Source organism: Gorillibacterium massiliense (assembly GCF_000455485.1).
GTDB classification, from domain to species: domain Bacteria; phylum Bacillota; class Bacilli; order Paenibacillales; family NBRC-103111; genus Gorillibacterium; species Gorillibacterium massiliense.
On record NZ_CBQR020000102.1, the window covers coordinates 119,184 to 144,089 of the forward strand.

Here is a 24,906-nt window from a genome sequence, read left to right on the forward strand (position 1 = left end):
AGATGATACATTTTGTAACTATGAATTTGCTGCTTTTTTGTGACCTAAGTCATAACTACGGGAAATTCCGCTTTTATTCGGTTTGCTGATAAATCCTATAAGTTCATTTGTTTTGACCGTCGTACTTTGCTGTGTTAAATTCATAGGAAGTAGATCGGATTTACGGATTAATGATTTGGAATAGCGATTAAGCCATGCAGCGAGGTGGAAGGATTTTGGTTATCCATGTTACAAACAGTCCTTTTAATGAAGAACAAGCGGAATTGCTCAATCGGCTTCTGCCAGGGTTAACGGACACCCAACGGATATGGCTGACCGGTTATTTGGCTGCCTTATCTGTGGGCGGCGCCTCCTTATCAGCAGCGTCAGTCGGAACGGTTCAGACGTTGAATGCGGCGGTAGAAGCGGGTGCAGCACCTGATCCTGCGGCAACGGCAGCCGCCCCCAAGGAAGCCACGATCCTCTTCGGCTCCCAAACCGGCAACAGTCAAGGTTTGGCCAAAAAGCTGGCCAAGAAGCTGGAGGAGCAAGGCGTTCAGGTCACTTTATCCGCCATGAGCGATTTTAAAACCGGCAACTTGAAAAAAGTGAACAACCTGTTCCTGATCGTCAGCACCCATGGGGAGGGCGATCCGCCCGACAATGCTCTGGCGTTCCATGAGTTTTTACACGGCAAACGGGCGCCACAGCTTCCGGAACTGCACTATTCCGTGCTGGCTTTGGGTGACTTGTCCTACGAGTTTTTCTGCCAAACGGGTAAAGACTTCGACCTCCGTCTGGAAGAGCTGGGCGCGAAACGCCTCGTTCCCCGCACCGATTGCGACGTCGATTTTGGCGAACCGGCGGCAGCTTGGATTACGGAAGTCGTTGGCGCCTTGAACGGCAGCGCAGCGAATGCTGCGGCAGGCGGCGCCATTAACGTATCGGCTGTTGCGGACGCAGGAAGCGCCGGGGAATCCGAGTATTCCCGCAGCCATCCTTTCCGCGCCGAGGTGTTGGAGAACTCCAACCTAAACGGCCGCGGCTCGGACCGGGAAACCCGCCACATCGAACTTAATCTGGCAGGTTCCAATCTCGTATATGAACCGGGGGACAGCCTGGGTATTTTTCCGGAAAACCATCCCCGCCTCGTGGACGAGCTAATCGTCGCCATGGGTTGGGCCGGGGACGAGCTGGTGCCCGCAGGAAAAAACGGCGAAACGCGCAAGCTGCGGGAAGCTCTTGCTTCCTATTATGAAGTTACCGTCCTGACCAAACCCCTTGTGGAGCAAGCGGCAAAGCTGGCTCCGGGATCGAAGTTGGGCGAATTGTTAAGCTTGGGGCAGGAGAAGCTTCGGGAATATCTCGGGAGCCGCGACCTGTTGGACCTGGTAGAAGATTACGGCTTAAAGGGCATTGCCGCTGTCGAGTTCGTCTCCATCCTGCGGAAAATCCCGCCGCGCTTGTACTCCATCGCCAGCAGTCCGCAGGCCTATCCTGACGAGGCGCACATTACGGTACGCGCTGTCCGTTACGAAGAAAGCGGCCGCGACCGGTACGGTGTCTGCTCCGTGCAATTGGCCGAACGAGCGCAAATCGGCGATACGATGCCGATGTTCATTCAGCAAAACCCCAACTTCAAGCTTCCGGCTAACCCGGATGCCCCGATCATCATGATCGGCCCCGGCACCGGCGTCGCACCTTTCCGGGCGTTTCTGGGCGAACGGCAAGAGACGGGAGCGGCAGGCAAAACGTGGCTGTTTTACGGGGATCAGCATTTCCACACCGATTTCCTGTATCAAGTGGAGTGGCAGCGCTGGCTTAAGGAAGGCCTCCTCACCCGCATGGACGTAGCTTTTTCCCGGGATACGGAGGAAAAGGTGTATGTGCAACACCGGATGCTTTCCAACGGCGGCGAGCTTTATAAATGGCTGCAAGAAGGCGCCTATGTCTATGTCTGCGGCGACGAAAAACGCATGGCTCACGACGTCCACAACGCACTCCTCACCATCCTTGTGCAAGAAGGCGACTTAAGCTTCGAGGAAGCCGCGGACTATATCCTTAAGCTGCAGCAGGAGAAACGTTATCAGCGGGACGTGTACTGATCGGGTTGTCCCGTCCGAATGTCCGAGTGTCCGAAAGGAGATATAAGCATGGCAAAAGAAAACCCATATCCGCCCCATGACCGCCCCCATAGCGACGTGGAGGATATCAAACGAGTGAGTAATTATTTGCGGGGCAATCTTACTGAAACCCTCGCTGATCCGATAACCGGGTCTATCCCTGAGGATGACAACCGACTGATGAAGCATCACGGCAGCTACATGCAGGACGACCGCGACCTGCGCAACGAGCGGGCCAAGCAAAAGCTGGAGCCGGCTTACCAGTTCATGCTGCGGGTACGCGCTGCCGGCGGCATTGTGACTCCGGATCAATGGCTGATGATGGATCGAATCTCTCATAAATACGGAAACAGCACGATTCGCTTGACGACCCGTCAATCGTTCCAGCTTCATGGCGTCATCAAATGGAACTTGAAAAAGACGATTAAGGAAGTCAATGATGCGCTGCTCAGTACTCTGGCTGCCTGCGGTGACGTCAACCGCAACGTCATGTGCAACCCCAATCCCAACCAGTCGGAGATTCATGCAGAAGTATATGAATGGCCAGCAAGGTCAGCAACCATTTGGACCCCCGCACCCGTGCCTACGCAGAAATTTGGCTGGACGGGGAGAAGGTCTCCGACAGCCTGGACCCTGGAGAAGAAGTGGAGCCGATCTACGGGCCGGTCTACCTGCCCCGGAAGTTCAAAATCGGCATCGCCGTACCGCCTTCCAACGACGTCGACGTCTTTTCCCAAGACCTCGGCCTCATCGCTATCGTGGAAGACGGCAAACTCAAAGGCTTCAACGTTTCCGTCGGCGGCGGCATGGGCATGACTCATGGCGACACCAAAACCTATCCTCAAGTAGGAAAAGTCATCGGTTTCTGCACCCCGGAACAGCTCATCGACGTAGCAGAGAAAACCGTGACCATCCAGCGGGATTACGGCGACCGCGCCGTGCGCAAGCACGCCCGGTTCAAATACACCATCGATGACCGGGGTCTCGACTGGTTCACAGCGGAATTGACGGAACGGCTGGGATGGGCGCTCTCCGAAGCGAAACCCTTCCAGTTCGACCATCATGGCGACCGGTACGGCTGGGTCAAGGGCAGCGACGGCAAATGGCACTTCACGCTGTTCATCGAAAACGGACGGATCAAGGACACCGACGATTACCCGCTGATGACCGGCCTTCGAGAAATCGCCAAGGTTCATGACGGGGATTTCCGCCTGACGGCTAACCAAAACTTGATCATCGGCGGCATCAGTCCCCGCAAGAAGAAGAAAATCGAAGGGTTGATCGAGCAGTACCTCCTCTCCGACGGCAAGCTGAATTCCGCCCTGCGGCGCAATTCCATGGCTTGCGTAGCACTGCCTACCTGCGGCTTGGCCATGGCCGAGTCCGAACGCTACTTGCCCTCGCTCATCGGCAAACTGGAGCCGGTTCTGGAAGAAGCGGGCCTGCGGGATGAAGAGATCGTCATCCGCATGACCGGCTGCCCCAACGGTTGCGCCCGCCCGGCCTTGGCCGAGCTAGCCTTCATCGGCAAGGCGCCGGGCAAGTACAACCTGTACCTGGGCGGCGGCTTCGCCGGACAACGCCTGAACAAGCTGTACAAGGAAAACATCGGCGAAGACGAGATTCTGGACACGATTCGGCCGATCATCAACCGGTACGCCAAGGAACGGCTTCCAGAGGAGCATTTCGGGGACTTCACCATCCGTGCTGGATACGTCAAGGAAGTGCGAGACGGTCAGGAGTTCCACGCGGTATAAAGATTTAGTTTTGGTATAGCAAAGAGCCGCCCCTGATCAGGGGCGGCTCTTTCGCTGTCTATCATGAATTTACCACCGCTTGATAGCGGAGCAGCGTGCCGAAGGCGCCTTCCTGCTCGCTGGAAAGCTGCTGATAGCCGCCCTGCTGAATGATGGACCCGTTCTCCAGCACGATGACCTGGTCGGCGCCGCGGATCGTGGACAAGCGGTGGGCGATGACGATGATCGTCAGCGTCCCCTTCAGCCGATCCAACGCCATCTGGATGTTCCGCTCGTTTTCGCTGTCCAGCGCGCTGGTGGCTTCGTCCAACACGAGAATCGCAGGCTTGCGCAAAATCGCCCTGGCTAGCACGACTCGCTGCCGCTCACCGCCGGACAGCCGGACTCCCCGGTCTCCGAGGACCGTGTCCAGCCCTTGAGGCAGCTTTTTCACGAACTCGTCGGCAGAGGCAAAGGTCAGCGCCTCCCACATTTGCGCCTCGCTGGCGCCGGGAGCGGCGACGGCCAAATTTTCCCGCAAGGTAGAATGAAACAGGAAAGGATCTTGAGAAACGTAACTGACCGTCCCGCGAAAATCAATCCTCTCCTCCGGCGTAAGGGCTCTCCCGTCAACAAGAACCTCACCTTTCTCTGGCTTCAGAAGGCCGATGAGAATGTCGATAAGCGTGCTTTTACCGGCGCCGGATTTGCCGACGAAAGCGGTCATGCTGTTTACAGGAATGCGCAGGTTAATGTCGCGCAGGGCATAAGCCGGCAACGTCTGGTCATAGCGGAAGCTGATTTTCCGGCACTCGATGCCGTGGATAACGCGCAGGCGGGCGCTTTGGTTGTTCATTTTCCCTGCATCCATTTCCCGGGCGGCCTGATACTCCTTCTGCAGCGCCGTGAGACTGGTAAAGGCGGGAATAGCTTGGGCCATCGACTCCCAGCCGGATTGCAGCCAGCTCATTTTCGGCCACAGTCGAGAAAACAACAGTACGATCAAGATCAAACGATCCGGCGAAACGTGAAACAACGTGTAGGACGCGTACAAAAACCCGACCATTAAAAACCCCGAAACCGCCTTGTACACGGACTGAGTCCGGGACTGCAGCTTCAGGAACTGCATGCTGTTATCCTGAAAATCTTGGTTGAAGGAACGGAACCATGCCGTATGCTGGCCTTCCATCCGGTTGCTTTTGATATCCTTGATGCCACTAAACTGATCCGTAATCCCGGCAAAATACCGCGCCGACAAATCCGTGATGCGCTCCCCCAATTCCTTCGATTTCCGGACATTCCGGCGGGAAAGCAGCGCGAGAACTACGCCGCAGATCAGAATGGAGAAGGTGAGCTCCACCGAAAGCCAGAGAGCAAGTCCGATTTGCACTGCCGTAAACAGAAGGGTAGTAACAAAGCCCAAAGCCATATAAATGCCGTCGATGACCCGAGGCAGCTCCGACTCCATGATATGAATGAAATCGGACTTCCGTCTACGCAAGAAAAACGGCCAATCTGCGGCCAACAAAGATTCGTAAAACTCTTCCCGCATGTGGCGGTCAAAGCCCATCTCCAGTTTTTGGTTCCAAATTTGTTGGCTGCGCTGGAGGACAATCTGAATGCCTAACAGCAGCAGGAAGGCAATGAGGACGATCGCCAAAGCCTTATCCTGCGGCAACCCTTTCAGAGGCGCAGCCAGCGTCTGGGAAAACGGGATGGAACTTGCGCTCGAGTCGGTTAAACCGATCACGCCGAGCATGGGCACAAGCAGGACGAGCCCGAAGCTTTGCAGCAGGCTGACGAACATCATCCCGAGAAGATAAACGTAAAGCTTTGTTCCGGCAAACAAGCGAAGCTTATTCATATAACGAAAAACAATACCCATTCCATTGAACTCCTTCATAATCGGCATGGAGCGCTTTTCTCCATCCTTTCTTTTGGCGCGAGACATGCTAAGGATTTGATCGGGCCCGGATAAAATCTTTAGCATGCCGGCCAATCGGCAGGCATGCTCTCGCATCAGGAGAAAACAGGCGGCTTGGTAGGAGTCGGTGTCGGTGTCGTCCGTGGGGTTGGCGTTGGCGACGGCGTCTTGCAGGGCGTGGAACTGTGTCTCGGTGTCGGCGTTGGCGTACGGCGGGGAGTTGGGGTCGGCGTATGATGCAGGGTCAGCGCGATATCCAGAATTTCCACTTCAGGTTGCTTCCATTGCATTTTCATTCACTTTTTCCTCCTTTTCATAACGAACTGGCGGCTTCATGTGATTTTCCACTTGCCAACTATGTAAGGGGTTTCAAGTGCCGGTTTGGATGAACGACCATCCGCGGCATGGACTCTTTTTAAAAGTCCGGTACGGTTGGAAGCATTTGTTGTACAAGTGGAAAATGGTTGTTACCGCATTTTTATCATAACACAATTATTCTAAATCCGATACAAATTGTATCTAGGAAAGATTAACATTTATGTGACAAAAGTCATGGATAATGTCATGACAACTGAATCCCCTGCATCAGGTTAGCGATTTCATCATTTTACATATCCCCTCTTCTCTTTTTACATGTCCAAAATATGGCGCTGCTATAACAGAAATGAAACGTTTTCCAGATTGCCATATTCGTGAAAAGGGAGAGTGTCAGGAATGAACAAAAAATGGACGCTGGCCGCAACCGCGGTTCTTGCGCTCACGGTTGGAACCGGTGTTGTAACGGCTGCAGTAAAATCCGGAAACACGGCGGATCAAATCAAATACTCGAACAACGGTCAAACCGTAACCCCAGCGGCATCCGCCGTGGACATTGACGGCCGCCTGTACTTGCCGGTCCGCGCTATTGGCGAATCCATGGGCAAATACGTCGATTGGGACGCGTTTCGCCAATCCGTCTCGTTAACGGACAAGCCTCAGCTCACGGGCAAATATTTTCTCCAGGAAGCGGATTTGGCCGAAGGGATTAAAATGGGTATCGGCTCCTCGCTGACCCACATCCCCGGCGACCCGGACAACGTCTTTTATTCGACGGCAGACCGCGGTCCCAACGGCCAAGTGGACGTAAACGGCGTCACAGTCCGAACGTTCCCGTTGCCGGATTACACTCCGACCGTATATAAAATCCAAATCGCCGATGGTAAAATCAACATTCTCGACCGCATCCCGTTGAAGGTGCAAGGTACCGATCCCGTTACAGGCAAAGCGGCCATTACCGGCTTGCCGAACATCAAGGGCCGCGACGAAGCTCCCTTTGACACGAAAGGCGAGAAGGAATTGGCCTACGACCCCTACGGTCTCGATATCGAAGGACTCGCTTACAATTCGACGGATGATACCTTCTGGATATCCGACGAATACGGCCCCTCCATCGTACACGTAAAACGCGACGGAACCATCCTCGAACGGATCGTCCCTAAGGGTTGGGCGTCCCAGGCTTCCGCCGATCTGGTGCCGAGCCGTGAGACCCTGCCTGCAGTCTACAACAAGCTGCGCCAAAACCGCGGCGCCGAATCCGTCGGCATCACCCCGGACGGCAAATACATGTTCATGGCTATGCAAAACGCGTTGCGCAACCCGGACAAAAAGATGGACAATTCCCGTCAAGTCCGCATCATCAAGTTTGATCTGACCACCCTGAAGCCCGTTGCCGAATACGCCTACTTGCTGGAAGACACAACGGAATACACCAATCTGGTTCAAGGCGATATCGTCGTTTCCGATATGGTTGCCGTAAACGACCACACCCTGCTTATCGACGAGCGGGACAAATTTCCCGGGGACAAAGCCCAACTGAAGCGGATTTATGCCGTGGACCTGACAGGCGCCACTAATATCCTTGGCAAATACGACGACGCCACCGCAGCGGGCAAAACGTTGGAGCAAATGACGCTTACCGACTTGCGGACAAACGGAATCTCCCCGGTGTCCAAACGGACCATTTTGGATGCGGTGGAGTTCAAATTCCCTTACGAAAAAATCGAAGGTCTCTCCCTCGTAAACGGGGACACGCTGGCGATCGTCAACGACAATGACTTCGGCATCGGCAGCACGTCAGCGGAGAACGGGACCGAGCTATGGACCTTCAAGCTGCCCTATACGATTAAATAATGAACTTGCGGTTAGTTGGAGGCCGGATTTCCTCTCCGGTCTCTTTTTTCGTCTCCAGTGAAGAGTTCGAATCCCCTGCAGCTAATGATAGAAAACAGTTGCCTCATTTGGGATTGTTTGGTAGATTGAAGTCGACACCCTTTTTACCCAAAGAGAAGCAAGCCTCTGCACGGCCATACTCACTTGGGGTGATTACCATGTCTATCCGATTTCGCCTCGGAAGGCCCGGGAAACGGAGTTCCACCGCCATGTTCCAAGCGTTGAAAAAGTCCATCCGAGCAGTCAAACTTCTTTTTCGCGACGGAAACTACCGCTCCATTGTCTTCATGAAGATCTTCCACTCGAAAGACGTGCACCAAACGGCGTCATATACCTCGATGAACCGCTACCCCGACATTTTTTCCGCATGCCGCGGCTATTTTGCCGAAAAAAACGGCACCGATCTCAACATCCTCTCTTATGGCTGCTCGACCGGAGAAGAAGTGCTGTCCCTTCGCCATTATTTCCCCCAAGCACGTCTCGTCGGAGCGGAAATCAACAAGCGCAATCTGGAGATCTGCAGAAGCCTCCCGGTGGACGAAAACATTTCTTTCATCTACTCCAGCGACCCCGAAATCCGCAAGCATGGGCCATATGACGCCATCTTCTGCATGGCCGTTCTCCAGAGAAAGCCCCACTACATAGCCGAAAAGGGCATTCGCGATTTGAGCGATATTTACCCGTTCGATAAATTCGAACAACAAGTGATCAAACTGAATCAATCCGTCAAACCCGGCGGGCTGCTGATTATTCACATTGCGCAATATTCTCTCGATGACACGGTCGTGGGGACGAAGTACGAACCCGTCGGAACTTTCAACTACGAAAAATACGGCCTGCCCATGTTCGATCAAAAAAGCCAACTAATCGTTAGAGCGTATCCGCCAAAGTCCATTTACCGGAAAAAGGGCGGTTAACCGCAACAAAAGCCCCGCCTGCGCGAGATGCAGGAGGGGCTTTTGTTTGCAGCGATTATCCCTTCGTTTGGGTCGAAGATTGGCTGTCTTGAGTCGGCATATCGCCGCCGGAGCTGCCATTGCCGCCATCGGAGCTGGGGGCGCTTCCTCCTTGACCGCCGTTGCCATTCATGCCGCGTCCGCCGCCGTCCATGCCTCGGCCACCTCCACCGCCGAAGCCGCCCATGCCGCTTTGGGCTTCGGTTACGCCGGATTCGTTTACCCAGGTAATGGCGTTCGCCATGGTGAATTCGACCACCTTCGTACCTTCTTTATATGCTCCTCCGTCATAAAGTCCATCGGTTTCGTTGCCTGTGGACGTACCGCCCGAACTCAAGATATACGAACCGTCTTTCTTTAGCTCCGGCGAGCTGACGAACACAGATTGATAAGATTTAGAAGGAGCAAAGGTGAGAATACTCTTCCCGTCTTTATCCTCTAAATGAACAAGGGTGCCTGCTTGCTGAGTGCCGGAGAATGTCATCATGATCCCAGCCTGGGTGGAGCTGTCCGAAGTCGCCTGCGCCATACCGGAGCTGCCGGCAGCAATCAGGAAACCGCCTGTCATAACAAAAGTTCCGTTATAATCAAGGGGGCCGTTACCGTTGTCCGTAGGTCCGTTCACAATGACCGTACCGCCGCTCATTTCAACGGAGCCGTTAGAATCAATTCCGTCACCGCCGGCATCAACGGTCAAGTCCCCGCCGCTAATGCTCAACATGACACCTTCCTCCGCTTGATCCATACCGCCGCCGGGACCGCCGCCAAAGCCGCCGCGTCCGCCGAAACCGCCACCGCCGTTATCAAAACCAGACTGGCTGTCCGCCGTCCCTTGTCCGCCCACGCTTGGTGCAGCCGGAGCGCTGGCTTGGGCATCCTTTCCGCCGTTATTCCCTTTCGCTGTGTTCGCGTTTCCGTCGGCCGGAGCCGCGCCTGCCGCGTTCTCATCCGTTGTATTCGACGAGCCTAATGCTGCATTCACGCCGTCGTCGGAGGAGACAACACTGATCTTGCCGTCAGATATGTCAATAATCGGCGCTTCAATGCCTTCGTAGCTCTTCTTAATGTCGATGGTGCCTCCGGCAATGGCGATGGAAAGATCCGCATGAATGCCATCGTCTTCGGCGTTGATCTCTACGTCGCCGCCGGCGATATGGAGGCCTCCGCTGCTGTGCAGGGCATCTTTTTTTGCAGTGAGATGGAAAGTGCCTCCAGCCAGAGACAGATAGCCTTCCTCGCCCTCTTTATCGTTGGATGACTTGATGCTGTGCTTGCCTGCATCCACAGTAATCGTGCCGTCTTGGACCGCTACCATATCCTTGCCAACAATACCGTCGGCGGCAGCCTTCACTTCCAGAATGCCTCCGGTGATTTTCAGATCGTCCTTACTCTTGATTCCATCATTGTAGTTAGCCGTAACCGTCAGCTTCCCAGTTCCGTTAATGGTCAGATCGTCTTTGCTGAAAATCGCGCCGTCCGGCTCATCTGTTTCCGCGTCCGGGAACACGTAGTTGGCACCGTCCGATACCGTATTTTCCGTTCCTTCCGGCAGGCTGATGATGGTCTTGCCCGCTACTTCCACGTAAATGGCGGAGGAGTCGCTGTTATGAATCTCCGCCCCGTTCAGCACCAGGCGAACGATCCCTTTATCCGGCACATTGACCACAAGCTGGCCGTCATCCAATTTGCCGCTGACGACGTACGTTCCCGCCTTTGTGATCGTAACCGAGCCATCCTTTGCCTCGGCTCCCGAGCCATCTATGGTAGCACCGGACCCGTTCAGCGCAATACTCGCCGGATTGCCCGTGCTCCAATCGGTATATAAATCGTCGTCATCGTAGTTCACAACCTTGATCACGGGATCTAGATTTGCATCGCTGCTGGTGGTGCCAGCAGTTGCCGTTGTTGCCGTCCCGTTCGCTTTCGTCCCAGAGCCGCTCTGCGCCGAAGTTCCCGAACTGCATGCCGATACCAGAAGCGCGCATAATAATAGCAAGCTTGCCGACTTGATTTTCCACTTTTTTATGATCATCATTCATCATCCTCTCTTTAATATTCTGCAGCCGTTGGAGTCATGGTTAACGAGATATCGAGATTGCCATTCCGGCACCGGATGGCGTCGAGGAACTCTTTTTGATTCGTCAGATGGTCAAGGCTCACCAGGTACACCAGTTCATACAGGCTTCCCAGCTCCGTCGTTTTCACTTTTTTCAAGTCATACTGCACGTTAAACGTCTTGAAAATCTCGTCGAAGGCTTCCTCATACCCCAGATTTTCCGGGATGGTCACCTTCAGTGTTTTTTGCGCTGCCTTTTGGGCGCCGAATTTGATGGTTTTCAAAAAGAACATAAGCAGGCACAAAATAACCGTAAACAAAACCGCATAACCGAAAGCGCCTACGCCGCAAGCCAAACCCGCCGCCATGGTGAATAAAACAAACGCGATATCCTTCGGGTCGCCAGGGGCGCTGCGGAATCGGATAATCGAGAAGGCGCCGGCCAGACTGAACGCTCTGGCGATATTGCTGCCGATCATCAGGATGATGATAGCGATAATCGCCGGCAGCACAATCATCGTCAAGGTAAAACCTTGAGTGAATGCAGGTTGGGTTTTCATATAGGTAAAGCTGATCACCGCACCCAAGGCGATCGCCACCAAAATCGTCACAACGGCGCTGCCAAATGTGAGATCCGTACTTGCCGCTACCGTTGAAAATAAAGAATCCATCATACGAACATTCTCTCCTCCGCGAACCGTTCGTTTCGCATTTTTTTATATTCATTGCCGTACTTGGAAAAGCTCGTGCGGTACATGTGATGCTCCGACAGCATTTTGGACAACCAGACGGGAATGGTATTCTCCGCCTTCACTTCCATCAGCCATTGCCCCCGTTCCATCAGCGGTTCCCCGTAATCCCCGTCCTCCAGCCGGACATCGTACCGCCGGGACCGGATATTCGTATCGAAGGTGATGCGCAAATCCCGGTTGTCCTTGGCAAACATCGCAATCCTCTCATAGGCCAGATAAACTTTCGGCAACAGATTATAGCGCGTAAGAAAATAATTGATCTCCCGAACCACCTGAGCGTTCATATAAGGTTGCAGCTCCGGCTCCATTCCGGTGCGCACGAATTCATAAGCCTCGTCTAGCCGAAGCGCCGTTCGCCGCTTGTTTACCAGACCGCACACCTTCTTTTTCAGCTCCAGATAGACCTTATCTTCCCGGCCGGGTATGCCGTACGCCCTGACTCTCAGCTTTTCTTTGTATTTGGGCTTGGCCAGACTGCTGCGAATTAAGGAATCGTGTTCCGTATCAAAATACACGTTGCTGATGGTATAGAACTTGTCGTTCTTGTTGTACTCATCCAGCACCATATAGTCGAGAAGCCGGTTGTAGATGGCGTAAAACGTTTTGCTGTCCATCACATATTTGTTCTCATATCGGTTAAACACTTCAATCGCCACGGGAGCTCCTCTCCTTTACAAAACGTTAATATTTCGTCCCATGGCTGCATCTTACCGGGCCAACCTTTAATGAATCTTAAACGCCAAAACGGCCAAGTTTAAGGTTGATTAAAGGTTTTTCCTCTATAATGAAGACATGCAGGGATAAACGGCTAACGCCGTCCTCGAAGGACGCGCGACGTTTACCGTAGCGAAATAAGCCTATCTATAATGTCAAACTTATAAAGTCTTATATAGCGAAGAGACCCGGATCTATCCGGGCAGCAAAAAGGGGACAGCGACATGCGCATTCTGATCGTGGAAGACGAGATTCATCTGGCGGAAGCCCTCACGCAAATTCTGAAAAAACAAAACTATTCCGTCGATGCCGTCCATGACGGCCAAACCGGGCTGGACAACGCTCGGAGCGGCATTTACGATCTGCTGCTCCTCGATATCATGCTGCCGGAAATGGACGGCATCACCGTACTCAAAACCATCCGCACCGAAGGAATTCACACACCGGTCATCCTACTGACGGCTCGAGGCGAAATATCCGATAAAATCACCGGCCTTGACTACGGTGCCGACGATTATGTGGCGAAACCTTTTTCCACGGAGGAGCTCTTGGCCCGCATCCGCGCCGCCTTACGGCGCAAGGGAGAGGTGGTGCCGGAGGATACGCTGAAATTCGGGGATATCGAACTGAATACGGCGGGCCTCAAGCTCATCTGCAAGGAAAAGGAACTGAAGCTGATCTTGAAAGAAAGCGAGCTTTTGGAGCTCTTGATCACGAGAAAAAGCGCAGTCACGCCGAAGGAACTCATCATCGAGAAACTGTGGGGGTTCGATTCGGAGGCGGAATATAACAACGTGGAAGTGTACGTCTCGTTTTTGCGGAAGAAGCTGGCGTTTCTGAAATCTACCGTGCGCATCACAACGATTCGCAGCGTTGGATATGTGCTGGAGGTGACGGAGTAATGTTTCAGAAGCTCCGCCATAGGTTCCTGCTCGTCAACCTGGTTTCCATTTCTCTCATCATGCTGCTGTCCTTCGCCACCATTTATATGATCACCTATCAAAATGTTCACTCGGATATCAACGCGGAACTGCAGCAGGTAGCCGACTTTTACCTCAAGCCGGATATGGGCCTGAACGGTCCGCATGCTGTCGGCAGCCGACATAATCAACCGTTAAAAGGTAACGCCGGACCTCCTCCGGAACGGTCGGTTTCTTTTCTCCTGCAGGCGGATACCCATTGGAACCTGATCGCCCATAACTCCCGTTTCGATATGGACGACGACTTCTATGCCCAAGCCCTCAAGAAGTCCGAATCCTCCACGGTGCCGGCTCGCGGCCAGTTCGTTTTGGAAGGCACCCGCTGGGCCTATACCGTGGAGCAAAATAGCGCCGGTTATTCCGTCGTTTACCTGGATGTCACGGCCCGTCAGCAAATTCTCACCAATCTCATCTATACCTTTTCCATTGTCGGATTGGTGATGCTTGTCGTGATCTATTTAATGAGCCGATTTTTCGCGAACCGCTCCATCGCACCCGTTAAAGTGGCCTTTGAACGGCAGAAACAATTTATCGCCGACGCATCCCATGAACTGAAAACGCCGCTGGCCGTCATCAATACCAACGCCGACGTACTTCTGGCCAACCAAGACGACACCATCGTCAATCAGGTCAAGTGGCTGCACCATATCAAATCCGAAACGGAACGGATGAAGACGCTGACCGGCGATTTGCTGTACCTGACAGAGCTGGACGAGGCCCGCACCGGCGTGCTGTTCACAACCTTCAACCTGAGCGAAGCGGTAGAAAGTGTGCTCTTGACCATGGAAGCCGTGATATTCGAAAAAGAGATTGCCCTTAAGGATGACATCGAGTCGGACTTAACCCTCCACGGAAACAGCGAGCAGATCAAGCAGGTAGTCATGATCTTGCTGGATAACGCCGCAAAATACACCAACCCGGGGGGCTCCATCTCCCTTTCCTTAAAAAAACACCACAACGAGATTCATTTGACGGTAGCCAACACCGGAGAAGGCATCCCGCCGGAAAATTTGGAGCGCATCTTCGACCGTTTCTACCGGGTGGATGCATCCCGCTCCCGCAAACTTGGCGGTTACGGCTTGGGGCTCGCCATCGCCAAGTCCATTATCGAGCAGCACAAAGGCAAGATTTCCGCAAAAAGCATTCCCGGAGAAACGACATCGTTTACCGTTCAATTCTGAATGGAAAATACAGCCATTTTTCAGCTTTCTCTCAGCCCTTATTCAACTTTGGATTCGATAACGGTATAGGACCATCTTTACGATGCTCTCCGCAACTTTTCCCAACGAGGGGGTGAACACATGAATATTTCATCGGTATCGCAATCCGGAAGCTATTCCAGCTATTCTTCCCAGTCCGCTTCGGACACCACCAGTCTGGAGAAACAACTGACGAGTCTGGTAAAACAGTTGAAAGAAGAAAGCACAAGCAAGGACGACGCCAAGACGAAGCAACTGAAAATGCAGCAAATACAAATGCAGATTCAGCAAATCGAACAGCAGATCGCCCAGGCAAAGGCGAAGGCGACCAACCAGGCACAGTCCAGTTCCGGAAAATCGGCCGACCCGAACACGGACAAAAACGCAGACAAGAGCACCAAAGTCAAGCCAATAACAACCGACTCTACCAGCACCATCGACATGCTCGCCTAACTCTCGAACACGGACCATCCCGGTCCGTGTTTTTCTTTTCTGAAGCGGTTATTCAGCGCATCCTCAGATCATCCTCATGTCCGCTTCAGGTGCCTTTGCGACAATGAGCCTGTCAAGCTTCTTCATCTTTCCGTGCTTCAAAAGGAGTGGATTGCTATTTCCCGTCACCGTAAAAAAACAAAGATCGCCATCATCCTTATTCTCATACTCGCGGTTATCGGCGCTATCGTTTATAAGCTCGCCGACCGTTACTTAATCGAGCATATTGAGATCGTCGTCACCGACCCCCCTAGGGCATCAACTTCGCCTAGTGGTGTCTCATCGGGCAACGATTCATCCAGTGATACTTCGTCCAGCCAGATCTCATCTGATCAGACTTCATCCGATCCATCATCGGGCCAAGCCCAATCTGATGATTGGAACTATACAAGCGATAAGGAAACGGTCCACATCAAAAAGGTACAGACTGGCTCAGGCAGCGACACCGTAACCTATTACGTCGCCGATGTCACCTTTGATAGCAGTACCAACCTGCTCACCGCCTTTGCAAAAGACTCTTTCGGGACCAACATCATCCAAAACACGTCGACCATCGCTGAAAACCACAACGCCATTTTTGCCATTAACGGCGATTATTACGGCTTCCGCAATGACGGCGTCGTGATCCGCAATGGCACCTTATACCGGGACGAGCCGACCCGGGAAGGCCTCGCCCTGTTCAACGACGGCAGCATGAAATCTTACGATGAAGAACAAACTTCTTCCTCCGATCTGCTGGCAGAGGGTGTAACCAACACCTTCTCCTTCGGTCCCGGCCTGGTGAAGGACGGCGAGATCGCCGACGACCTGGAGCACGTCAAAATCGACACCAACTTCGGCAATCGTTCGATTCAAGGTTCCAATCCAAGAACCGGCATCGGCATGATTGCCCCGAACCACTATCTGTTTATCGTCGTGGACGGCCGAATGTCCGGTTACAGCAAAGGGCTGACCATGACGGAATTCGCCCAATTGTTCAAAGACCTCGGCGCCACCGAGGCTTACAACCTGGACGGAGGCGGCTCCTCCACCATGTATTTCATGGGCCGGGTCGTCAATAATCCGCTGGGCAAAGGCAACGAACGGGGCGTCAGCGACATCATCTATATTCCCGATTGAGCATGAATCCATGAGCGAACAATACGAGGAGGCAGATAAAGATGACCATTTTAATCCCCTCCTACGAACCTGATACAAGGTTGTTAGGACTGATCGGACAGCTAAAAGCCGCATGCGATGCCATGATCCTGATCGTCGACGACGGCAGCGGCCCGGCCTATCAAGGGATTTTCGATTCTGCGAGGGAAGCGGGCTGTACCGTCCTCACCCACCAAACCAATCTAGGTAAAGGCCGAGCGCTGAAAACCGGGTTTTCCTACTTGCAGCAAAACGGAAACACCGATGCCGTTGTGTGCGCGGACAGCGACGGCCAGCACCTACCCAAAGACATTCTGAGAATTGCAGCCGCCACCCGCGAGCATCCACAGCATGTCGTTCTCGGCAGCCGGCACTTTACTGGAAATGTCCCAGCCCGCAGCCGGTTCGGCAACAACGCCACCCGCATGGTGTACGCCTGCACTACCGGCACCTCCATTCTGGATACCCAGACCGGGCTAAGGGGCTACTCCGCCGACATGCTGCTCTGGTTGTGCCGCATCCCTGGAGAACGCTTCGAATACGAGATGAACATGCTGCTTGAAGCTAAGTCATCTGGTTATCCCTTGTTCGAGGTTCCCATCGACACCGTTTATCTGGATGAGAACAAATCGTCCCACTTTCGCCCTCTTGCCGATTCCGCCCGCGTCTACTTCCCTTTCCTGAAATTCAGCGCTTCTTCCGGATTTTCTGCTCTTCTCGATTTCGTCCTACTCTTCTTGTTCCAGTGGATCGGCGGAGCCCTGTTCCTTTCGGTCACCGGAGCGCGCCTGTGCAGCTCCGTATTCAATTACACCATGAACCGCACCTTCGTCTTCTCCCGTGAAAAAGAAAACGGGACGGCGACCCGGAAATCGCTGCCCCGCTACTATGCTCTGGTCATTTTGATCGCCCTATTGAATTACGTGCTCATGCACATTTTCTACGAGAATCTCAGTATCCCACTTCTCACAGCCAAACTGGTTACCGAAGCCGCGTTGTTTCTGTTCAGCTACTGGTCTCAGCGGAAGTTCGTCTATTGAGTAACGTCATTTTTCCAAAACCCATTTGCCATTTTGTTTTTCGAGAAAATTAGTTACGGTTGATCTCGTTTCGAATTGGATATACAAATGGTTTTTTTTTGGGTTAGGCGGAGGGGCCTCCCTCCCGGGGGTGATTGGCAGACTCCACAAGCTAAATTTCTGGTATAATATGGGTTGTACAGAACCAACTTGGGTGCGGCATCCTCCGGAAAGGGGGTATGCCTATGGATACTTTCCAAACGTTCATGGTCGTGTTTGCTGCGTTGGGCTTTCTCTTAGCGCTTCTAACATACCTGGATAAACGAAAGTAACCCACCTTCAGCTGGACGGCTAGGTGGGTTACTTCCTTACGCTTCAATTGGAGGGTGTGTCCACCCAAGTCTGTACAGGAGACGGTTGGCCGACCGTCTCTTTTTAGCATACACTTCTGATAGTTTTATCATACCACTTTTCTGGTAATCGCATCAATCGTTGTCGTTGGAGTGAGTTGAATAGAACCAGCCTAGAAACTCAGTGCTTTCCTCCCGCCGGGTTGCCGACGACGATGCCGAGACCGTTGGTACCGATGTAGACGCGGCCGAAGACCCGCGGGTCGCCAGTAATCGTCCGAGAGGCGGCGCCGAACTGGTGCTGGTCGTCATTGATGCGAATCCAGCTTGCTCCGGCGTCGTCGGAGCGGTAGATGCCGTATTGATTATTGATCTTGGCGTCGGTGTAGAGCGCCATGTACGATTTACCCGGCGCGGCTTTGCCGAAGCCGATGGTAGCAGCTTCCTGCATGTTTTTCAGCTTCGTGAAGGAGTTACCGGAATCGGTGGAATGGAACAAGCCGTAAGAGATGGTCTTATCCTTTTTGTCCGCTACCCCAGCTAGCCAAATATCGCCATCTTTACCCGGGATCGCTTTGAATTTGCTGGTCAGATTCTTCGGCAAGCCAGAGGCTTTGGATACGGTAAAATTCTTGCCGCCATCGGTGCTGACATAGAACTTGCCATTTAAGAAGCCGTAGATTTTATTAGCATTTTTGCGGTCCGATGAAACCATCGCTCCCGCTGGGATACCCTTAGAAGCCGTCCAGGTTGCGCCATTGTCCTTCGTGAAGCTTACTGGTCTGGACACGCTGGCCGAGGAGGCCTCCGGACTCCACACGATGGTTTTACCATCGGCGCTAACCGCCACCCAACCGCCGTTCGTCTGATCTGCCGGATCGGGTTGATCTTTCTTTTCGCCGGTCAAAGGCAGCGGCGTCCACGGATTTTTCGCCGGAGTCCACGTCTTCCCGTTATCCGTCGATACACCCATACTCGGGTTGATGCCGTTTTCGTTCCCAACGCGGACGACAAGATTGGGGTTCGTCTCAGCATAATCAAGGTCCGTTGTCGTACCCATGTACGGATTGGTGATCATGTTCGGGGCTTTATCCAGGCTTTCATGGCGGAAACCGCCGATGTCGGCCATGGCGCTAAGTAAAGGCGCGCCGGAAGGCGGGCTAATCAAGCCTTGGATCGCCGTTTCCTCGATGCCGTCGGCATAGACGGATATTTTCACTTTACCGCCGCTATCGATAGCGGTCACGTTGTCCGAGCCGTACAGCGTCGCGCCCGTTCCGTAGAGAATGCGGTTGGAGTTGAACGGATCGATCTCCAGATCGCCGATCATCCAGCCCAGCTTCGGCGAGATTTCCGGCGTTTGCTTCGGATCTTTTACAGAGCCCCAATCAAGCCAAGGGGACAGGGCGTAATCGATGGTAAATTCGTCGGTGCGGGCAGGGGGCCAGCCGACGCTGTAATCGTAGGTGGTAAACGGCTTCCACGTTGCTCCGCCGTCGGTGCTGCGGTAAATAAACTCATCCGGCCACCATTTGTTCATCGTAGCGACCATCACCGTATCCGGATGTTGGGCGTCGACGGCAAGTCCTCCGTATGGATTGGCCTTGTCTCCTACGCCGGTAGGGCTGATATCCGTCCATACGCCCGTCTTCGTGTCCAACTTCCAAACAGAGCCTTCTCCGCCATTGTATGGACCGACGTCATGGGCGTAGGTGACATATAAAACGCCATTTGCATTTAGCACGCCGTGTTGAGGCAAGAACCCTTGCGTCGGCTGACCGGTGACAGGCGCCCACGTTTTGCCGCCGTCCGTGCTTTTATAGATACTGTTCTCCCGCTCGGCGACACCGACATAGATCGTTTGCGTCGCTTTGCCTTTGGAACCTGTTGTCGGATCGAAGGTTACCCATACGGTGCCGAGAGGATCTTTAAAATAATCGTCCGACACGCTGCCCTTTGCCGTGAAGCTGTCGACCTTTTTCCAGGTTGCACCGTAGTCGACGCTCTTCCACAGGCCATTCCCGCTGCGCGCCCCAAAATAAAGAATCTTATTGTCATTGGGATCGATGACCAGCCGTTCGCCCATGGAACGACCCGGCATGTTTCCGCCGAGTTTAAAAGGCAGCTGCGTCTTCTTCCACGTCTTGCCCCGATCGGTAGAACGGAAAATATACCCGTTATCGTCCGTCCACTCATTGGTGTACGTGCCGACGGCGAGATAGAGACGGTTCGGATCGACGGGGTCGGTAGCCAAGCTTTCTACCCCGAGGTTGTTCCAATCACTCATCCCTATCGAATCCAAAAGCTGAATCCACTTCTTGCTGGCCGGATCCCAGCGGTAAGCGCCGCCGATGTCCGTCCGGGCGTAAATGAGATTTTTTTCTTTTGCGTTGAAAATAATACCTGGAATAAACCCGCCGCCGACAATCTTGGCTCTTCCCCACGAGTAATCTTCCGTCTTGCTGCTGGGCTTAACCTCCGTCTTGCCTGGAGATGCGGCGATGGCGCTCCCCATCAATCCTAACGAGAGCACGATACTTAATGCGAGACTCAAAACCTTTTTCACCCTTCATCCTCCTTGTCCTATGTTTCCACATCTGAACAACCGGGTTTGAAAGCGATTTCCTTTTTAGCGTAAAAAAGAGAAAGCGCTTCCCTTTTTGCGCATGAGCCTCATCGATGTCGTCTCTATTCTACAAGGCGCCCCTTGCGGAAAATACCCTGTGAATTATTGGTTATTTCATGGAAAAAGCAGGTTTTTTCAACCCGCTTTTTCACAACTTGCCTATTCGATTTTCTCGCAATCTCCGCTAAACCGACTCGGTCTCGCCTCGTACACTATGCTGCGGCCGCTTCCGGCTTGTCAGGAACACGCCGCCCAAAATGAAAACTAACCCCGCCAACAAGCTCCAGTGAATGGGCTCGTTCAACAGCGTGCTGCCCCAAAGAATCGCCGTCGCCGGGACCAGGTAGGTGACCATCGTGGCCAGCTCCGGGCTGCCTTTTTGCACCAAATAGTAAAAGAGAATGTATGCCACCCCTGATCCAAAAATCCCCAAGCCCATCACCATGCCCAAATTATGGAGCGATCCGAGGCGGGTCAAGTTTACCGGCTCCACGATGAAAGCGGCAGCCCCGCTTCCCAACATGGAAACCAGCAGCGTACCGAAGGTCGTCTGGTACATGTTGACGCCTTTCAGTCGTTTGGACAGCTGCGAGCCCACCGCATAACAGAGCGTCGCCGCGATCATGCACAGAAAGCCTATCCCGTCCACCGAGATGAAGGAATGGGGATTGATGTCCAGCAAAATAATCAAACCGATGAAAGCGACCCCCATGCCGATCCATTGCCTCTGGTGCGTAGCCGTCTTGAACGCCACCGCTCCCACGATGATCGTCCACAGAGGCGTCGTCGCATTGAGGATGGAGGCCATACTGCTGGTCAATCTCGTTTCGCTAAAGCCGATAATCGCCCAAGGAATGGCAGTGTTCACCAAAGCCATAACCGCCATCGGGACCCACTGGATGCTTCGAAACCCAAAAGGAATCTTCATGATCAGCATGATCACCGAGATCGTCACCAATCCAAAACTGGACCGCAGAAAAGCGATGGTCCAGGGGCCGAAATCCGGCAGCAGCTCCTTGATGAAGAAAAACGAACAACCCCAAATCAAACTCAACACTATCAATGTAAAAAACAGCAGCCGCGACACTTCGTTTCCCTTCTCCCCACCGATTCGTTTGATATGTTTCTACCATACTAACCGCCGGGTGCCGCGGAATCAAATCTTTTTTTGTAAAAAAGTTACATTACCGGCCCGCCCTCAAGACAATCCTTTTCATATATGAAGCGAGACTCTCCTCGTTCATCCGAACGTGCCGGTTATCGGCGTCCAGCTTGCTGATCATGATACCGCCTTCCATAATCGACAGAGTGAAGGTAGCTAGCGCCTCGACATCCAGATCGGCTCTGAATTCTCCGGATTGAATGCCATTCTCGATGATGGTTTTCATGAGGTTTAGCGTATTGTTCAATCCTTGGCGGGCATGGGCACGAAGACCCGGGTTTCCGTCATCGGTTTCCGTCGCGAGGTTCAACAGGGGACATCCGCCGACAAAAGGAGGAGAGTCCACCACATTCCGGTATACCTGCAAAAAAACGAGCAACTTCCCCATTGCCGTTTCTTCGCCTGCCAGGGCTTCCTGAATTTTTTTGTTCACCACGCTGCCCGCATAGCGGTATGCCTCGGCGGCGATTTCATCCTTGTTGACAAAATGCCGATAGATGCCACCCTTCTTGATTCCCGTGCGTTCCGTAATATCCGATAAGGAAGAGTTGGCATAGCCATTCTGGTTAAACAATTCGGCGGACTTGGCGATAATCATCTTGCGGGTGTTTTCTCCCTTTGGCATATGAATGTCTCCCCTATGCGCTGAAATCATCCCTTTCATTATAACAAATAAAAATGTGCTTTAAAGAACCGGAAGGCCTGTGGTATAGTAAAGATACCGATCGGTATCTTTTTTTATTTACAGTGACTAAGGAGGAGTAAAATGGAGAAAACCTGGTTTAAGGAACCGCGTTTTGCCTGGATAGGACTGGGCTCCCTCTGGGTCATCGGATTTATCGGAGCCTTGATCCGCTTTATCATGGCTTTTTTTCAAGTCCAGATTTCGCAGGATCTGGAGATCGGCCGAGGGGTCATTTCCATGGCTTGGTCGACCAATCTGCTGATTGCCGCCCTATGCGCCCCCTTGGGAGGCTGGCTCGTGGACCGCTACGGGCCGAGGAAAATCCTGCTGCTCAGCACCCTCATCGGTATGGTGGGAACGGGGACCGTCGCATTCGGACATGGAGCCATTCTCTTTTTCCTCGGATACGGGATCATCTCCGGCTTCACCGGGCTCGGTTCGACCACGACCTACATGCTGATCTTCCAATGGTTCCGCCATCACCGGGCGAAAGCAACTGGCTTGCTAGCGAGCGCCTCCTCCCTGGGGCTGGCGATTAGCACGCCGCTCTTCGTTGCGGAAAGCTGGCTCACCTGGAAGGATGCGTTCCTCTTTTCCTTCTTGCTCAGCATCATCGTTTCGCTGCCAGTCACCTTTTTTGGCGTGAAAGGAGCCGCCGCTGCGAGAACGGAACGTCACCAAAAGGCGCCGAAAGCAAGGCGCTCCCCTCTCCCACCAATCGCCGGATTCCTACCGATCCTCATCACCGTTGCCGGCGCGTTATTCGTCTGCGGCTTTAACATGGGGACGGTGGAGATGAATCTGGTCGCCATCCATCAGTTGGCCAACGTGCCGAAAGCGATGATCGCCATCTCCATGAGCACCCTCGGTGTGATGGAAATCTGCGGTTCCCTTTTATTCGGCTTTCTTCTCGACCGGACGAACAAACTGGCGATGCTGATGCTTTTGTACGGTATACGGATCATGGGGTTTGTTCTGCTGTTCCTGCACCTGGGATGGTCCCCGTTGATCTTTGCCATTGCCTTTGGTATCACCTATTTAAGTGCTATTCCGGGAGGACTCCTGATCGTAAACGAATACGGCAAGGGAAACGGCAAACAGGCCGGCTGGCTGCTGCTTTTCCATCAAGGGGGCGGCATTATCGGTTCGTTGATCGGAGGCATGAGCTACGACTATTTTCAAAACTATCAAGCGCTCATTGGGCTAGATGTCCTCTTCTGCGCCCTCATCGCTCTCGGCTATTTCTACCTCTACGTTACCCGAAGCCGTCAGCAAGTGTTGCAAGACCGATCCGCTGCTTCTTGATCGGCAATCCGCCTTAAACGGAATGATGATTCCTTTTTGTCTTGCTAAGAAAAAGGCTCATCACGACTCCGCAGATCTTTTTTCAGAGCCTTGCCAATGAAGTATCGAAAGAAGCCTTGCAGGCGGTCGTCCTTAAAGGGGATTGGAAAAGCCAGCTTACGGATTTTGCGGTAACCATTAAACACACTATGACCAAGTATCCTTGTTCGGCTCAGCTATTCATGCGAGCGTTTCCTTCCGAGGCGAATTATTTGGCCTTGAACAATGCCTTGCTGCAAATCGTGGACCCGTTGCCATTAAGCGACAGCGATAAATTTTCATCGATCGCTTGTTTATTGAATTACATCATCTCCTTCGAGCTGGACCGGTATGAGCAAAGAAAGGTAAACAAAGAACTGAAAGCGGACGCCAGCAAACTGTTTCAGGCGTCGCTTGCGCGTTTGCCGGAAGATGGCACATTCGTGATCAAACGGATGCACGAAAACGGAATTTTTAAAGAAATCGGCTCCGATAAAATGTTCGAGACGGGACTGAACATCATCGTACTCGGCATGGAGCAACTGGCTGTCCGATCCGGCTAATGGACGAAAAAAGTCTGTTTTCAGCTTTCCAAAAAGCCCGGTTTCGCGAAGGTGGGGTTGGGGTATTTGTAGAAGCCCTCGCCTGTTGCTCGCCCTAGCTTTCCTTTGTCGATGTAGTCATTCTTCAACAACTCGGCTACTTTTTCAAAGTCGGCGTCACCGGTAACCTGAGCCTTGGCCTGACCGATGTTATAGGCAGTGTTGATGCCCACCACATCCAATATGCCAAAAGGCCCCAAAGGCGCTTTTGTTCCCACCATCCACGTTTTATCGATGGTCTCCACGTCGGCAATCTCTTTGACGAGGAGCAATTGGGCCACCTCCAGCAGCGGAACCAGCAGCGAATTCAAAATATAGCCCGGTTGTTCCTTGTGCAGCGGCAAGGCAACCATCCCAATGGCTTTTGCGAATGCGATTACGTCGTTAAAAACCTGCTCATCCGTTCCGGTGTGCTTCATGATCTCAGCGGTGTTGTTTTTCCATACTTCGTTGGCAAAATGCAGCGCCAAAAACTTCGCCGGCCGGCCCGTCGCTTCCGCGAACTGGCTGGGCAGCATCGTGGATGAGTTAGTGGCGAAAATCGTTTTATCCGGAGCGGCTTTCCCTAGCTTCTTATAAAAACCCTCCTTGATGTGAACCACTTCCGGAACCGCTTCGATCACCAAATCCGCTTCCGCCACCGCCTGAGTCAAGTCGCTATGATACGTTATCCGCCCGTAGCCTGCTTCGACCTCATCCATCGAGGCTCCCAGATCTTCCTGATAACGCGGCATTAATTTGGCGATTCTATCCTTTGCCCGATCCAATGCTTCATCGTTTATATCGTAGACCGTGACCGGAAATCCTTTGAATGCCGTTTGATAAGCGATCTGGCTGCCTAAGACGCCGCTGCCCGCAACGGTTATATTTTTGTAGTTCATGA

At 53.0% G+C, this 24,906-nt stretch carries 19 protein-coding genes and 1 pseudogene; 11 read left to right on the forward strand and 9 right to left on the reverse strand.

Annotated elements, in window-relative coordinates:
* Positions 1-215: 215 nt before the first annotated feature.
* The gene (locus TJ79_RS13665; protein WP_040950869.1) at positions 216-2,084 is read left to right on the forward strand and encodes an assimilatory sulfite reductase (NADPH) flavoprotein subunit; all 1,869 of its coding nucleotides are present in this window, start codon (positions 216-218) and stop codon (positions 2,082-2,084) included.
* Positions 2,085-2,132: 48 nt separating this feature from the next.
* Positions 2,133-3,859 (forward strand): annotated as a pseudogene (gene cysI / locus TJ79_RS13670) (assimilatory sulfite reductase (NADPH) hemoprotein subunit).
* 61 nt (positions 3,860-3,920) lie between these two features.
* Here cysI and TJ79_RS13675 read toward each other — a convergent pair.
* A complete protein-coding gene (locus TJ79_RS13675; protein WP_238323008.1) occupies positions 3,921-5,858 on the reverse strand; it encodes an ABC transporter ATP-binding protein in 1,938 nt (645 codons plus the stop codon).
* Positions 5,858-6,058: a hypothetical protein gene (locus TJ79_RS26725; protein WP_202903326.1), complete on the reverse strand. Its 201-nt coding sequence runs from the start codon at positions 6,056-6,058 to the stop codon at positions 5,858-5,860. The genes TJ79_RS13675 and TJ79_RS26725 overlap by 1 nt, the downstream gene beginning before the upstream one ends.
* Positions 6,059-6,476: 418 nt before the next feature.
* Between TJ79_RS26725 and TJ79_RS13680 the strand changes: the two genes are divergently transcribed.
* Together TJ79_RS13680 and TJ79_RS13685 are read left to right on the forward strand one after the other, a co-directional pair.
* Positions 6,477-7,931: an esterase-like activity of phytase family protein gene (locus TJ79_RS13680; RefSeq protein ID WP_040950870.1), complete on the forward strand. Its 1,455-nt coding sequence runs from the start codon at positions 6,477-6,479 to the stop codon at positions 7,929-7,931.
* Positions 7,932-8,128: 197 nt separating this feature from the next.
* Positions 8,129-8,887, forward strand: a complete 759-nt coding sequence (locus TJ79_RS13685; protein ID WP_155987880.1) for a class I SAM-dependent methyltransferase — start codon at positions 8,129-8,131, stop codon at positions 8,885-8,887.
* A 55-nt stretch (positions 8,888-8,942) separates the two neighbouring features.
* Here TJ79_RS13685 and TJ79_RS13690 read toward each other — a convergent pair whose 3' ends face one another.
* The 3 genes from TJ79_RS13690 to TJ79_RS13700 are packed head-to-tail and all read right to left on the reverse strand — an operon-like array spanning position 8,943 to position 12,390.
* On the reverse strand, positions 8,943-10,961 hold the full coding sequence (locus TJ79_RS13690; RefSeq protein WP_238323009.1) for a carbohydrate-binding domain-containing protein: 2,019 nt from the start codon (positions 10,959-10,961) through the stop codon (positions 8,943-8,945).
* Positions 10,962-10,975: 14 nt separating this feature from the next.
* Complete coding sequence (locus tag TJ79_RS13695; protein ID WP_040950872.1) at positions 10,976-11,656, reverse strand: DUF4956 domain-containing protein; 681 nt, start codon at positions 11,654-11,656, stop codon at positions 10,976-10,978.
* Positions 11,653-12,390, reverse strand: coding sequence for a polyphosphate polymerase domain-containing protein (locus TJ79_RS13700; RefSeq protein WP_040950873.1), 738 nt, complete (start codon positions 12,388-12,390; stop codon positions 11,653-11,655). Before TJ79_RS13700 ends, TJ79_RS13695 begins: the two co-directional genes overlap by 4 nt.
* 282 nt (positions 12,391-12,672) lie before the next feature.
* Here TJ79_RS13700 and TJ79_RS13705 point away from each other — a divergent pair, with 282 nt between their 5' ends.
* The 5 genes from TJ79_RS13705 (at position 12,673) to TJ79_RS13725 (ending at position 17,296) form a co-directional block, all read left to right on the forward strand.
* Entirely contained in the window at positions 12,673-13,350 is a 678-nt protein-coding gene (locus TJ79_RS13705) for a response regulator transcription factor (protein ID WP_040950874.1), read from the forward strand.
* Entirely contained in the window at positions 13,350-14,609 is a 1,260-nt protein-coding gene (locus TJ79_RS13710) for a sensor histidine kinase (RefSeq protein WP_040950875.1), read from the forward strand. The genes TJ79_RS13705 and TJ79_RS13710 overlap by 1 nt, the downstream gene beginning before the upstream one ends.
* A gap of 120 nt (positions 14,610-14,729) precedes the next feature.
* Positions 14,730-15,080 (forward strand): FlxA-like family protein, encoded by a 351-nt coding sequence (locus tag TJ79_RS13715; RefSeq protein ID WP_052339583.1) that lies wholly within the window; start codon positions 14,730-14,732, stop codon positions 15,078-15,080.
* Between the two features lie 132 nt (positions 15,081-15,212).
* Positions 15,213-16,238: a phosphodiester glycosidase family protein gene (locus TJ79_RS13720; protein WP_155987881.1), complete on the forward strand. Its 1,026-nt coding sequence runs from the start codon at positions 15,213-15,215 to the stop codon at positions 16,236-16,238.
* A gap of 41 nt (positions 16,239-16,279) precedes the next feature.
* A complete protein-coding gene (locus tag TJ79_RS13725) occupies positions 16,280-17,296 on the forward strand; it encodes a bifunctional glycosyltransferase family 2/GtrA family protein (RefSeq protein ID WP_040950876.1) in 1,017 nt (338 codons plus the stop codon).
* Between the two features lie 510 nt (positions 17,297-17,806).
* On the opposite strand, the gene TJ79_RS13730 is transcribed toward TJ79_RS13725, so the two are convergent.
* The 3 genes from TJ79_RS13730 to TJ79_RS13740 all read right to left on the reverse strand — a co-directional run bounded on the left by TJ79_RS13730 (position 17,807) and on the right by TJ79_RS13740 (position 22,038).
* Positions 17,807-20,140, reverse strand: a complete 2,334-nt coding sequence (locus TJ79_RS13730; RefSeq protein ID WP_155987900.1) for a beta propeller repeat protein — start codon at positions 20,138-20,140, stop codon at positions 17,807-17,809.
* Positions 20,141-20,435: 295 nt separating this feature from the next.
* A complete protein-coding gene (locus TJ79_RS13735) occupies positions 20,436-21,338 on the reverse strand; it encodes a DMT family transporter (protein WP_040950877.1) in 903 nt (300 codons plus the stop codon).
* Between the two features lie 97 nt (positions 21,339-21,435).
* A complete protein-coding gene (locus tag TJ79_RS13740) occupies positions 21,436-22,038 on the reverse strand; it encodes a TetR/AcrR family transcriptional regulator (RefSeq protein WP_040950878.1) in 603 nt (200 codons plus the stop codon).
* Between the two features lie 141 nt (positions 22,039-22,179).
* On the opposite strand from TJ79_RS13740, the gene TJ79_RS13745 reads away from it, so the two are divergent.
* Together TJ79_RS13745 and TJ79_RS13750 are read left to right on the forward strand one after the other, a co-directional pair.
* A complete protein-coding gene (locus tag TJ79_RS13745) occupies positions 22,180-23,403 on the forward strand; it encodes an MFS transporter (protein ID WP_040950879.1) in 1,224 nt (407 codons plus the stop codon).
* 41 nt (positions 23,404-23,444) lie between these two features.
* Complete coding sequence (locus TJ79_RS13750; RefSeq protein ID WP_040950880.1) at positions 23,445-23,984, forward strand: TetR/AcrR family transcriptional regulator C-terminal domain-containing protein; 540 nt, start codon at positions 23,445-23,447, stop codon at positions 23,982-23,984.
* A gap of 20 nt (positions 23,985-24,004) precedes the next feature.
* Here TJ79_RS13750 and TJ79_RS13755 read toward each other — a convergent pair whose 3' ends face one another.
* The gene (locus tag TJ79_RS13755) at positions 24,005-24,904 is read right to left on the reverse strand and encodes a 3-hydroxyacyl-CoA dehydrogenase (RefSeq protein WP_040950881.1); all 900 of its coding nucleotides are present in this window, start codon (positions 24,902-24,904) and stop codon (positions 24,005-24,007) included.
* Positions 24,905-24,906 lie beyond the last annotated feature (2 nt).